Below are 11,959 nucleotides of genomic sequence, written 5' to 3' on the forward strand. Positions count from 1 at the left end.
ACGCCGACCCCCAACCGGGAACACCGGCGCCCCGCCGCTCGTAGAACGAGTGCACACCCCTCGCGCCCGCCCGGGCGCCCAGCAGTCGACAGGAGCACGGAGATGGCCGGCAACAACCCGGTGTTCTCGAAGTTCGAGCAGCAGGCGTCCCAGCAGGGCTACGCCGGCTTCGGACGCAACCAGGCGCCGACGTACCCGCCGCAGTACCCCGGCCCGCAGGGCGGCTACGGCCCGCAGGACCTCGACGCGCTGTACCAGCAGCCGTCCGCCGGCCCGCTGCAGACCGGCCGGCTGACCGTCGACGACGTCGTGATGAAGACGCTGGGCCTCTTCGTCCTCGTCCTCGCCGCCGGCGGCGTCTCGTGGGTCCTCACGGACAGCCAGCCCGCGTTGACGACGCCCCTGTGGCTCGGCGGCATGCTCGTCGGCCTCGGCCTCGGCCTGGCGATCTCCTTCATGAAGAAGGTCAGCGTCCCGCTCATCCTGCTGTACGCCGTCGCCGAGGGCCTCTTCCTCGGGGCGTTCAGCCGTGTCATGGAGGCCGCGTTCCCCGGCGTCGTCACCTCGGCCGTCGTCGCCACGCTCGCCACCTTCGCCGGCATGTTCGCGGGCTACCGCTTCGGGATCATCAAGGTCACCGACAAGAGCCGCCGGATCTTCGGCCTGGCCATCCTCGGCTACCTCGTCTTCAGCCTCGTCAACGTCGTCGCCCTGCTCGCCGGCTGGACCTCCGGCTGGGGCTTCGGCGGCGGCGGCATGCTCGGCATCGCCATCTCGCTCCTCGGTGTCGGCCTGGCCGCGTACTCGCTGGCCATGGACTTCGACTCCATCGACCGCGCCGTCCGCGCCCAGGTCCCGCAGCAGTACTCGTGGCTGCTGGCCCACGGCCTCATCGTCAGCCTCGTCTGGCTGTACGTCGAGATGCTGCGCCTCTTCGCGCGGCTGCGCGACTGACCGGCCCCGCACCACGGACGCCGACCGCGTGACCACTCCGCCGCGACCCCTGCCGACCGGGGTCGCGGCGGAGCTGCGTCGGGTCACCGACCGGTGGCGCACCCTCCCGGTCGCCGAGGCAGGCCGCCGTACGGCGACCGTCCGCACCCTCCTCGACGAGCTCGCCGTCGCCACCGCACCGCACGCCGGTCCGGTCCCCGACCTCGGGCCGGCCGCCCTGCCCGACCAGCTGGCCGTCCTCGTGTACGACGCCGCGGCGGCGGGGGAGGACCCGCAGCGGCTCGAGGCCCGTCTCGCGGACCTGCGCCGCGCCCTCTGACGCGCCGCTGCGGACGCGTCACCTGCGACCGCGCCGCCAGTCGGCCGTGAGATCCCCGATCCGGGCTGCGAGCCGAAACTCCCGGGGAACCGATCGCGTTCCCCGCCCGTGACCGCACGTCCCCTCCTGCCGCCGGCCCTCCGGTCGGCCTCGCGACCGCGCCTCGCCGCCCTCGTCGCCCTCGTCCTCACCACCGGTGCGCTCGCCGGAGTCGCGAGCGCCCGCAGCGCCGCGCCGGCCGATCTCCTCGTCGTCCGCCCACCGACGGTGGCGGCGCTGACGGCCCCGGCGGAGCTCACCGTCACCGTCGGCGCGACCCCGACGGACGGCGTCGTGCCGTCCGGCGCGATCGGGCTGTCCTTCGACGAGAACGTGCTCGGCAGCCGGGGCCTTAGCGCGGCCGCCGGTCTCGTCCCGCTGATGCGACGGCTGGGCCCGTCGATCCTGCGCATCGGCGGGACCTCGTCGCAGTGGGGCCGCGCGGTGCCGTTCACCGCCACGCAGCTGCACTCGCTCGACACGGTGCTGCGCGGGAGCGGTTGGCGGGCGATCCTCACCGAGGACGACGCGCACTGGTCGGCGAGCGTCACCGCTCAGGACGCCCGCGCCGCGAACGCCGTCCTGGGCCCGCGGCTCGCCGGGATGGCGTGCGGCAACGAGCCCGCGGGCTACGCCCCCTCCGGCTGGCGGCCGCGGGGGTGGACGACCGCGCAGACCGTCGCCGACGAGCTGACCTGTCTGCGCGCCGTGCACGCCGCCGTCCCGAGCATCCGGCTCGTCGGTCCCGACGCGGGCCAGGGCGACTGGGTGCGCCGGTGGGCGCCGCAGGGCGCGAGCAGCGTCGCGATCGTGACGACCCACCTCTACCCGATGGCCGCGTGCCGGGTGCCGTGGCCGCTGCCCGGGACACTGCTCGGCCCCGCGGCGCAGCGGGTCGCGCTCGAGGACGTCGCCCCCGCGCTCGCCGCGGCCCGCGCCGCGCACCGGCCGCTGCTGCTCGACGAGACGAACTCGGCCGCCTGCGGCGGGATCCGTGGCCTCAGCGACGCGTACGCCGCCGCGCTCTGGGCCCCCGACGACGTCCTCACCCTGCTCCAGGCCGGGGTCGTCGGTCTCGACTTCCACGGGGCACCGAACGCCCACGGCTGCAGCCAGTACTCACCGATCTGCCTCCCCGCCGGCGCGAGCACCGACCGCGCCCAGCCGGTGTACGACGGCCTGCTCCTCGCCCACGACCTCGGCACCGGCCGGCTGCTGCCGGTCTCGGGGACGACCGCGCTGCTGCGGGCGCACGCCCTGCTGCGGGGGGACGGGCGCACCGCGGTGCTGCTCGACAACGAGTCCGACCACCCGGTGCTCGTCCACCTCGTCGTGCCGCACTCCTCGGGCTCGGCGGCCGAGACGCTCATGACCGACCCCGGCGGCCTGCGGGCGCGCGGTGGGGTCTGCTTCACGACCGGCCAGGTGGACGGGACCGCGGAGGGCACGGGCACGACGTCGTACGTCGTCCGGTTGCCCGCCTTCAGCGCCGACGACGTCGTCACCGCGGTCTCGGTCGCCGCCTGACCCGAGGTGTCGGCGGGAGCACGGCCGAGGACGCTCCCCGGCACGCTGGACCCGGCCGTGAAACCCTCCGTGGGGGGTGCGGACATGAAGGGGTGTGACGGTGGACGAGAGGGGCTCGGGGGCTTCGCGGGATGGTGATGCCCGGCCCCAGGAGCCCCACGTCCCGGTGCGGGGCTCGCGGACGAGCGTTCACGGCGGGGAGGGCGCCGTCGCGTCGCTGTTGGAGCCGGGTCGGGGGACGGGGCCGGCTCGCGACCATGAGGAGCTGGTGTGGGGTCGTGCCCGCAGCGGCGACGGACAGGCGTTCGCGGTCGTGTTCGACCTGCACCGTGACCGGGTCTACGTCCATGCGCTCCGGATGCTGGGGGCGCCCGGCGACGCCGAGGACGTGGCGGCGTCGGCCTTCCTCGAGCTCTGGCGCCGACGGGACGCCGTACGCGTGGTCAACGGTTCGGTCCTGCCGTGGCTGCTGGTCACTACCGGGAACGTCGCCCGGAACACGGCCCGGGCACGGCGTCGGTACCGGGACTTCCTCGCTCGCCTACCGCACAGCGGCGACCTGGCCGGAGAGGCGGCCCGCCCCGGGGTGTCGGGGAGTGCCGCGGAGGCGAGGGATGCGGCGGAACAGGCTCTGGCCGGACGTGAGCTCGGGGTGGACCCGAGGCTGCGGGACGCGCTGCGGGCCCTGCCCGAGCTCGACATGACCCTGCTCCTGCTCGTCGGCTTCGAGGACCTCACCGTCGCGGACGCCGCCGCCGCGACGGGGATCAGTCCGGCGGCGGCCAAGACACGGCTGCATCGAGCCCGTCTGCGGATCCGGCAGCAGCTGGCTGACTTCCCGGAGGACTCGACCGGCACCGAACGCATCGGAGCAGCGCGATGACGATCCGGATGGACGACCACTTCGCCGGCGCCCTGCGGGCCGCTCTCATCGAGCACGTCACGGAACAGGGCGCGGAGCACCGTGCTCGGTCCACGGCGCGGCGACGGCAGGCACGGCTCCGGGTGGTGGTCGGTGCCGTCACGGGCCTGGCCGTTCTCGGTGGCGGGGTCGCCGTGGCGGCGGCCGGGGGATGGTTCTCGCTGCCCGGTTCGGATGTCGTCACGACGTCGGCGCCGGCGGTGACGGTCACCCGGTCCGGGACGGCCACGGTCGAGCTGGGAGCGATACCGAGCGACGCCACCGATGTGACGTTGCAGCTGTCCTGCCTCACCGCGGGCACGTTCACCTTCTCCGACGGTGCCTCGATGATCTGCTCCGCATCAGATGCCGGAACCCGTCAGGGCGTCACGACGTACCGACTCCCACTCGCGCCTGGTCAGCACTCCATCACGATCACCAGCAGTCCTGCGACGCGTTGGACCCTCATCGCGACGTTTGCGCACGTGGAGGTCAGTGAGTGGGGCCGCAACGCCGACGGGCTCACGTACGGCGTGCAGAACGCGCACGGGACCCCGGACCTGATCGCCGTCACCGCGACGAACGGCAGAGAGGGCTACGCCTTCGACCGAGACCTCGACCCGCCCCCACCGACCGGCCTGCAGACCGGGCCTGAACCCGCGCGCACCATCCCCGTCTTCACCTCCGACGGTCACACCCGCATCGGCGTCTTCGTCATCGGCGGGGACCCGCACGAGGGAACCACCCCTATCCGCTGAACGGTCCTGAGGTCCGCACGGTATCCCTACTGCCACAGGGACCGTGGTCGGATGCCCAGACGACGGGCCGTGACGATGTAGCCAGCGACGATGGCGGTGGAGGCGAACGCGGACACGGCCATGAGACCACCGACCGCGTAGCGGAAGGTGGTCCCGGCGGGCGTCGTCCCCGTGTTGAACGCGATCGCGCCGGCCAGGAGGAGCCCGGCGACCCCGTTGGGGAGGATCAGCACGTGCTGCTCGACATCGAGGACCGCCGCCAGCCGGTCGTCCTCGCCGACGGGGCTGCCCTGCCTCACCATCTTGTGGACCCGGGCCATGTCGTACCGGACGGCGTCCCGCTCGGCGCGGGTACGGCGCCGCCACCGCACCTGCACGACCACCGAGGCGACGAGGACGGCGGCCCCGACGACGGCCACCACGCTCAGCCAGACGTCCACGTGCGTCCCCTCTCACCGCGCGAGGAGGTCAGGCCCTGGGCGCGGGCGCCGGTCAGTGCGCGGCGCAGCTGGACGAAGGAGCCACCGATCATGACGAGGGCGAGGATCATCATCACGGCGACGAACCACGGCACCGGGCGGTGCGACGCGGCGGGTAGCCCGACCGCGACCGCTCCGAGGAGCAGGAGGGCGAGGACGAGCCACGGTGCTGTCCGCAGCTGCCGTCGCGCCGAGTCGACGCAGGCCTGCGCGATCGGCCGGTCGTCGTCCGAGATCGTCTCGCCTCGGCGTAGGGACCGGTAGACGCGGCGGATGTCGCGGCGGTCGCCGCTGACGATCAGTGCTCGCGCCGTCGTGTCGCGACGGAAGAAACGTCGCCGCAGCAGCCGGAACTGGATCGGGATGACGACGAGGAGGAGGACGGCGGCGATCGACCAGGGAACCCAGGTCGGGACCGGGTGGTGGCCCGGGCGCGGGGTGGGTGGGTCGAGCCGCGCGTTGACGACGAAGACGACGACGAGGGTGGCGGGCAGGACGAGCAGCTGGGAGATCCAGATCCGACGCCACGCCCGTTCCAGACGCCGACGCTGCTCCACCGTCAGGTCGTCGTCGACGTCGCTGCCCGCGCTCATGTGCCCCCCGTTGACCCGTCATCAGCTCCAGATGGGAACGTAGCGACGGACCCGGAGCTCCGCAGCCCTTCGGTGGATTCGTGCTTCGCCCCGTCGCTGTCTCGTCGTCCCGCGGGCAACGACCGGTCAGTACAGGTCGGACAAGCGGATCAGCTCCGGATCAGTCGGGTGCGGCCACCCCACCAGCGACAGCAGCAGACGCCCGGTGTGGTCCTCGAACCGGTTGTACCGCAGGCTCCAGACCAGGCATGCCAGGTCGAGCTCGGGACGGGCGGCCATCACTCCGTCGCCCCAGTCGACGACGCCGGTCAGCTCCCCGGTGCTCGGGATACCCAGGATGTTCGGGAGGGTCAGGTCGCCGTGGAAGACGTCGGCGTCCTGAAGCGTCGACCAGGCGGCGCCGAGGACCTCGACCAGACGCTCGGGCTGGGTGCGCCACGCCGGGTCCGTGGCCGGCACACCAGGTAGCGCGGACAGCAACAGCCGATCCCCACGCGCGGCAATCACCGTCGGCACCGGCAGGCCGCGTGCCGCCAGCCGCGGCAGCAGCGCCGCCGTCCCGTCGTCCGGCCGCAGGTAGGCCTCAGCGCCGTCGACCAGCCGGACTCGGTGCACGCCGCCGCGGCCCAGCACGGCCGGCTCGATCTCCTGAACCTCCGGCCATCTCGGGTCAACGGTCACGCCGACCACTGTGCCCGTCCTGTCTGTCGGCGCCGCACCCGTCTTCATCGGAACCGGGTGGCGGTCGAGCCTGTCACGATGGCCGCCGTGCGACAGAGGATCGATCTCGACGCGGCGGCCGAGGAGCTTCGCCGCCGAGCGGCATCCTGGCGCGAGAACGGTCTCCACGTCGGTGACCTCACGTGGGCGGACGGCCAGACTACGGTGCACCCCGTCACGACCGACCGGGGCGCCGTGCGCGGCGACTACTCGGTCGGCGTCGCCGTCCGGCGCGGCGAGCGCGAGGGGATCCTCGTCCTGTACGGGGGCGGCTGGTGCGACCTCATCGTCTGGTCCGGTCGTCCCGGCGATGCCGCCGTCGACGAGGTACCCGGGTGGCAGGACTGGCTCGACCTCCAGGCGTTCTCCCGGGTCGTGGACCGGTTCGAGGCGCTCCTGCTCGAGTAGGGCACGTCGCCGTACGGCTCGGCCCGAGGGCTGATCGACCGCACGCGCCAGGCGACCCCCCGCCATGGAGCAAGGGCCGGCGGGGCATGCGCCCCGCCGGCCCTCGCCGATCCTGTTGGTCGAGCTCGCTCAGCTGAGGCGCTCGTACAGGATCGCCATGCCCTGGCCGCCGCCGACGCACATCGTCTCCAGGCCGATGCTCTTGTCGTGCTCGCGCAGGTTGTGCAGCAGCGTCGTCGTGATCCGCGCGCCGGTCGAGCCGAAGGGGTGCCCGAGCGCGATGGCGCCGCCGTTGACGTTGAGCTTGTCGAAGTCCATGCCGAGGTCGTCGGCCGACGCGAGCACCTGCGCGGCGAAGGCCTCGTTGATCTCGTACAGGTCGACGTCGTCGATGGTCATGCCGGCGCGGGCGAGCGCCTGCCGCGAGGCCTCGACCGGGCCGAGGCCCATGATCTCGGGGGACAGGCCGGAGACGCCGGTCGAGATGACCCGGGCCAGGGGCGTGAGGCCGAGCTCGGCGGCCTTGGTGTCGCTCATGACGACGACCGCGGCGGCGCCGTCGTTGAGCGGGCAGCAGTTGCCGGCCGTGACGGTGCCGTCCGGGCGGAAGACCGGCTGGAGACCCGCGACACCCTCCATGGTGACGCCGGCCCGGGGGCCGTCGTCCTTGCTGACGACCGTGCCGTCGGGCAGCGTCACCGGGGTGATCTCGGCCTCGAAGAAGCCGTTGGCGATGGCCTTCTCGGCGCGGTTCTGGCTGGAGACGCCCCATTCGTCCTGACGCTGGCGCGAGATGCCGCGCGACGTGGCGACGTTCTCCGCGGTCTGGCCCATGGCGATGTAGATGTCGGGCAGCAGGCCGTCCTCGCGGGGGTCGCGCCAGGTCTCGTTGCTCTCCGCGGTGGCCTTGGTGCGCGCGACGGCGTCGGCGAAGGCCGGGTTCTGCACGTCCTGCTCGGCGCCACCGGCCCCGGCGAAGCTCGTGTACTGCGAGACGCACTCGACGCCGCCGGAGAGGAACGCGTGCCCCTCGCCGGCCTTGATGGCGTGGAAGGCCATCCGGGTCGTCTGCACGCTGGAAGAGCAGAACCGGTTGACCGTGGCGCCGGGCAACGCGTCGTAGCCGGCGAGCACCGCGACGACGCGGGCGAGGTTGGACCCGTGCCGACCGGACGGCTCGGCGCAGCCCCAGTAGAGGTCGTCGAGGTCGGCCGGGTCGAGGCCCGGGACCTGGTCGAGGGCGGCGCGGACCATCTGCACCGAGAGGTCGTCCGGGCGGACGTCCTTGAGCGAGCCCTTGAAGGCCCGGCCGATCGGCGAGCGGGCGGTCGAGACGATGACGGCTTCGGGCACGGGTCCTCCAGGGTCGGCGGTGACGGGGGACGGCGACGCGGTAAGCGCTCGCTTAGTCCAGGTCCGATCGTAGGCCCGACGGCTGGGCGGGGACAGTCCCGGGGCTGTGCGGCCGGTCACCGCCCCTAGCATCGTCCTCACCGACGCCGTACGGGCCGTTCACAGGTCCTCGTCGGCCGCAGTCCAGCAGGGGAGATCCGTCATGCACCGTCCTCGCGTCCGCCCGCGACCCGCCACCCGCGGCGCCTCGCTCGCCGTCGCCCTCAGCCTCGCGCTCGCCCCCGTCGCCCTCGGCGGCTGCTCGTCGGGCTCCGGCTCGACCGGGACCGCCGCCACCGCCGGCACGAGCTCGTCGGCCTCGTCGGCCTCGTCGGCCTCGTCGGGCTCGTCGGGCTCATCGGGCTCGCCCAGCTCCTCCGGCCCGTCCAGCGAGGCGAGCTCGTCCACCACCTCGTCCGCGTCGCCGACCTCGACCGGCGAGGTCGACGCGCCCAGCCCGAGCGACCTGCTGGCCAAGGCCAAGGCCGCCGTCGAGCAGGCCAAGAGCTCGCACGTCTCCGGCACCGTCAAGGACTCCGGCAAGCCGGTCACCGTCGACGTCGCCGGCACCTCCGACGGCACCAGCGCCCAGGGATCGGTCAAGACCGCCGAGGCGACCATCGAGTTCATCCTCGTCGGCGGTCAGACCTACATCCGCGGCGACCAGAAGTTCTGGGCCACGGCCGGCGCCCCCGCCGCCCGCGCCGCCGAGCTCGCCTCGTCGAAGAAGTGGGTGAAGGCGTCCGCCGCGGAGGCCAAGTCCTTCACGCAGCTGGCCAACCCCAAGGCCCTGCTCGGCGAGCTGCTCGGCACGGACACCAACTCCCTCACCCAGAAGGTCGACGCGACCACCGTCGACGGCGCCCCGTGCTGGGGTCTGCGGGACCGCATCGGGTCCGACGACGCCGAGCTCGACGTGCTCAAGTCGTCGTACCTGCCGGTGCGCCTGGCCATCGGCAAGGGCCAGAGCCTCACCTTCGGCGACTGGGACTCGGTGCCCACGCCCACGGCGCCCGCGGCCTCGCAGATCATCACCGGCTGACCGCCCGTACGGCGTCCTGTCCGCAGGCTCCGGTGGCGGCTCGCCACCGGGGCCGCTCAGCTGCCGGGGACCTGCTCGGCGGCCACCGCCGTCGTCCCGACCAGGCCCGTCGCCGCGCCGCCCGCGCCGGCGCGCGCCGTCCGCTCGGGTACGGGGCGCCGGACGCGGCGCAGCCCGATGGCCCAGCGCCCGCGTGGTCCGCGCTCGGCGCCGGCGACCTCGGTCGCGCTGACCTCGGTGCCGGGGGCGGCGACGGCAGCGCTGGCCGTCCGTGAGACCGGCCCGACGGTGTCGCCGCGGCGCCAGTCCGGCGTCGTCGACGACTGCTCCTCCCACAGCCCGAGAGCCACGCACACGGAGGGCAGCATCGCCGACGCGGCGCGGGCGTAGCCGGCCGACGAGGGGTGGAAGCGGTCCTTGGCGAACATCTCCTCGGGGCTGCGGGCGAACTCCGGCCCGAGCAGGTCGCCGAGGGAGACGCTGCGCCCGCCGGCCTCGACGACGGCGACGGTCTGCGCGGCGGCCAGGTCGCGGCTCCACCGCCGCGCCAGCAGCCGCAGCGGCTGGGCCACGGGGGTGACGGCGCCGAGGTCGGGGCAGGTGCCGACGACGACCTCGGCCCCGGCGTCGCGCAGCCGGCGCACCGCCCGGGCGAGGTGCCGCACGGCGACGGCCTTGTCGATCCGGTGGGTGACGTCGTTCGCGCCGATGAGGATGACGGCGGCGTCCGGGTGGGGTACGGCGTCGAGGGCGTTGACGACCTGGACCTCGAGACCGCTGGACTCGGCGCCGACGACGGCGACGTTGGTCAGGCGGACCTGGCGCCCGGCGAAGGCGGACAGCCCGCCGGCGAGGAAGGCGCCCGCGGTCTGCATGGCCGAGTCGGCGCCGAGGCCGGCGGCGGTGCTGTCGCCGAGGACGAGCAGCTCGAGGGGGGCGCCGAGACCGGCGCCGTACAGGCCGTCGTCGTCGGGGGCGCCGTCGAACGGCTGGCCGACGATGCGGCGGGCGAGGCGGGCCTCGACCGTGATGACGCCGTACCCGAGGGCGCCGAGCGCACCGATGCCCGCGACCCCGAACCCGCCGCCGTACGCGGCGGCCTGGGCGATGCGTGTCGCCCTGCGCGCCCTGCCCATGGACCGTCCTCCTACCAGTGCTGCTGCTGACTGCTGCTGCGCGTGCCGGTGGCGGTCGGGGTGCTGCTGCCCGACGTCGTTGCCCGGCTCATCCCGGTAGATCGGTCACCCTCCGCCTCTTCTTAACGTAACGCCGGTCCCAGCGGGTTCGCTCCCGTCGTCACCCGCCCGCGCGCGGTCCGGCGGGACGCGCGGATCTGACAGGATCGGGGGGTGAAGTACGCCGAGCACATCAGCGACCTCGTCGGCGACACCCCGCTGGTCCGCCTCACGAAGGTGACCGAGGGTCTCGCCTGCACCGTCCTCGCCAAGGTCGAGTACCTCAACCCCGGTGGGTCCGTGAAGGACCGGATCGCCCGCCGGATGGTCGAGGCCGCCGAGGCCTCCGGGGAGCTGCGCCCCGGTGGGACGATCGTCGAGCCCACCTCCGGCAACACCGGGGTCGGGCTCGCCCTCATCGCCCAGCGCCGCGGGTACCAGTGCGTGTTCGTCTGCCCCGACAAGGTGGCCGAGGACAAGCGCAACGTGCTCAAGGCGTACGGCGCGGAGGTGGTCGTCTGCCCGACGGCCGTCGCCCCCGACCACCCCGACTCCTACTACTCGGTCTCCGACCGGCTGGTGAAGGAGATCGACGGAGCCTGGAAGCCGAACCAGTACTTCAACGTCGAGGGCCCGAACAGCCACTACCACTCGACCGGTCCGGAGATCTGGGCCGACACCGAGGGTGAGATCACCCACTTCGTCACCGGCATCGGCACCGGCGGCACCATCTCGGGCACCGGCCGCTACCTCAAGGAGGTCTCGGAGGGGAAGGTCCGCGTCATCGGGTCCGACCCCGAGGGCTCGGTCTACTCCGGGGGCACCGGCCGGCCGTACCTCGTCGAGGGCGTCGGTGAGGACTTCTGGCCCGGCGCCTACGACCCCTCGGTCGTCGACGAGGTCATCGCCGTCTCCGACGCCGACTCGTTCGCCATGACCCGCCGCCTCGCCCGCGAGGAGGGCCTGCTCGTCGGCGGCTCGTGCGGCATGGCCGTCGTCTCCGCGCTGCGCGCGGCGAAGGACCTGCCGGCCGACGCGGTCGTCGTCGTCCTGCTGCCCGACTCGGGCCGTGGCTACCTGAGCAAGATCTTCAACGACGAGTGGATGGCGTCGTACGGCTTCCTCCACGACGGCGTCGAGACGACGGTCGGGGACGTGCTGCGCAGCAAGTCCGGCGACCTGCCGGCGCTCGTGCACACCCACCCCAACGAGACGATCCGCGTCGCCGTCGACATCCTGCGGGAGTACGGCGTCTCGCAGATGCCGGTCGTCAAGGCCGAGCCGCCGGTGATGAGCGGCGAGGTCGCGGGCGCGGTCAGCGAGCGGCACCTGCTCGAGCTGCTCTTCACCCAGCAGGCGCACCTGGCCGACTCGGTCGAGAAGCACATCGAGCCCGGCCTGCCGCTCGTCGGCGCCGGCGAGAAGGTCTCGGTCGCGCGCCAGGAGCTGCAGACCTCCGACGCGATCCTCGTCGTCGACGGCGGCAAGCCCGTCGGCGTCCTCACCCGCGCCGACCTCCTGGGCTTCCTCAGCGACTGAGGTCCCCGTCGGGTCCTGCACGGCCCACACGCGAACACCCCACTTGTTGCTACTTTCCGACCGACCCGCGGTCGGCGCGCCGACCGAGACCGGGTCGGAAAGTGGCAACAAGT

General features: G+C 73.5%; 13 protein-coding genes. 8 read left to right on the top strand and 5 right to left on the bottom strand.

Annotated elements, in window-relative coordinates; all coding sequences use genetic code 11:
- The first annotated feature begins 102 nt into the window (after positions 1-102).
- From FB458_RS11650 to FB458_RS11670, 5 genes are all read left to right on the top strand, one after another.
- Positions 103-954 carry a Bax inhibitor-1/YccA family protein gene (locus tag FB458_RS11650; protein ID WP_141848637.1) on the top strand — a complete coding sequence of 284 codons (852 nt, stop codon included), beginning with the start codon at positions 103-105 and terminating at the stop codon, positions 952-954.
- A gap of 28 nt (positions 955-982) precedes the next feature.
- Entirely contained in the window at positions 983-1,273 is a 291-nt protein-coding gene (locus tag FB458_RS11655; RefSeq protein WP_141848638.1) for a hypothetical protein, read from the top strand.
- A 108-nt stretch (positions 1,274-1,381) separates the two neighbouring features.
- The gene (locus FB458_RS11660) at positions 1,382-2,839 is read left to right on the top strand and encodes a hypothetical protein (RefSeq protein WP_141848639.1); all 1,458 of its coding nucleotides are present in this window, start codon (positions 1,382-1,384) and stop codon (positions 2,837-2,839) included.
- Positions 2,840-3,152: 313 nt separating this feature from the next.
- The gene (locus tag FB458_RS11665) at positions 3,153-3,722 is read left to right on the top strand and encodes an RNA polymerase sigma factor (protein ID WP_246061175.1); all 570 of its coding nucleotides are present in this window, start codon (positions 3,153-3,155) and stop codon (positions 3,720-3,722) included.
- Positions 3,723-3,730: 8 nt separating this feature from the next.
- The gene (locus FB458_RS11670) at positions 3,731-4,498 is read left to right on the top strand and encodes a hypothetical protein (RefSeq protein WP_141848640.1); all 768 of its coding nucleotides are present in this window, start codon (positions 3,731-3,733) and stop codon (positions 4,496-4,498) included.
- Positions 4,499-4,524: 26 nt separating this feature from the next.
- Here the strand turns inward: FB458_RS11670 and FB458_RS11675 are convergent, their stop codons facing one another.
- The 3 genes from FB458_RS11675 to FB458_RS11685 form a co-directional block, all read right to left on the bottom strand.
- Positions 4,525-4,938, bottom strand: a complete 414-nt coding sequence (locus tag FB458_RS11675; protein WP_141848641.1) for a hypothetical protein — start codon at positions 4,936-4,938, stop codon at positions 4,525-4,527.
- Entirely contained in the window at positions 4,923-5,570 is a 648-nt protein-coding gene (locus FB458_RS11680) for a hypothetical protein (RefSeq protein ID WP_141848642.1), read from the bottom strand. Before FB458_RS11680 ends, FB458_RS11675 begins: the two co-directional genes overlap by 16 nt.
- Positions 5,571-5,696: 126 nt before the next feature.
- On the bottom strand, positions 5,697-6,419 hold the full coding sequence (locus tag FB458_RS11685) for a phosphotransferase (protein ID WP_170185655.1): 723 nt from the start codon (positions 6,417-6,419) through the stop codon (positions 5,697-5,699).
- A gap of 36 nt (positions 6,420-6,455) precedes the next feature.
- Between FB458_RS11685 and FB458_RS21335 the strand changes: the two genes are divergently transcribed.
- The gene (locus FB458_RS21335; RefSeq protein ID WP_170185656.1) at positions 6,456-6,698 is read left to right on the top strand and encodes a hypothetical protein; all 243 of its coding nucleotides are present in this window, start codon (positions 6,456-6,458) and stop codon (positions 6,696-6,698) included.
- 129 nt (positions 6,699-6,827) lie between these two features.
- Here the strand turns inward: FB458_RS21335 and FB458_RS11690 are convergent, their stop codons facing one another.
- Positions 6,828-8,051 carry an acetyl-CoA C-acetyltransferase gene (locus FB458_RS11690; protein ID WP_141848644.1) on the bottom strand — a complete coding sequence of 408 codons (1,224 nt, stop codon included), beginning with the start codon at positions 8,049-8,051 and terminating at the stop codon, positions 6,828-6,830.
- Between the two features lie 202 nt (positions 8,052-8,253).
- On the opposite strand from FB458_RS11690, the gene FB458_RS11695 reads away from it, so the two are divergent.
- Complete coding sequence (locus FB458_RS11695) at positions 8,254-9,132, top strand: LolA-like protein (protein WP_141848645.1); 879 nt, start codon at positions 8,254-8,256, stop codon at positions 9,130-9,132.
- A 56-nt stretch (positions 9,133-9,188) separates the two neighbouring features.
- Here FB458_RS11695 and FB458_RS11700 read toward each other — a convergent pair whose 3' ends face one another.
- Positions 9,189-10,268: an SGNH/GDSL hydrolase family protein gene (locus FB458_RS11700; protein WP_141848646.1), complete on the bottom strand. Its 1,080-nt coding sequence runs from the start codon at positions 10,266-10,268 to the stop codon at positions 9,189-9,191.
- Between the two features lie 213 nt (positions 10,269-10,481).
- Here FB458_RS11700 and FB458_RS11705 point away from each other — a divergent pair, with 213 nt between their 5' ends.
- Positions 10,482-11,846 (top strand): cystathionine beta-synthase, encoded by a 1,365-nt coding sequence (locus FB458_RS11705; protein WP_141848647.1) that lies wholly within the window; start codon positions 10,482-10,484, stop codon positions 11,844-11,846.
- Positions 11,847-11,959 lie beyond the last annotated feature (113 nt).

The organism is Lapillicoccus jejuensis, from assembly GCF_006715055.1.
GTDB classification, from domain to species: Bacteria; Actinomycetota; Actinomycetes; order Actinomycetales; family Dermatophilaceae; genus Lapillicoccus; species Lapillicoccus jejuensis.

Bases quoted from the DNA above. Each gene is read 5' to 3' on its own strand.
- FB458_RS11650 (WP_141848637.1), top strand. From the start codon at position 103: ATGGCCGGCAACAACCCGGTGTTCTCGAAGTTCGAGCAGCAGGCGTCC.
- FB458_RS11670 (WP_141848640.1), top strand. From the start codon at position 3,731: ATGGACGACCACTTCGCCGGCGCCCTGCGGGCCGCTCTCATCGAGCAC.
- FB458_RS11680 (WP_141848642.1), bottom strand. From the start codon at position 5,570: ATGAGCGCGGGCAGCGACGTCGACGACGACCTGACGGTGGAGCAGCGT.
- FB458_RS11695 (WP_141848645.1), top strand. From the start codon at position 8,254: ATGCACCGTCCTCGCGTCCGCCCGCGACCCGCCACCCGCGGCGCCTCG.
- FB458_RS11700 (WP_141848646.1), bottom strand. From the start codon at position 10,268: ATGGGCAGGGCGCGCAGGGCGACACGCATCGCCCAGGCCGCCGCGTAC.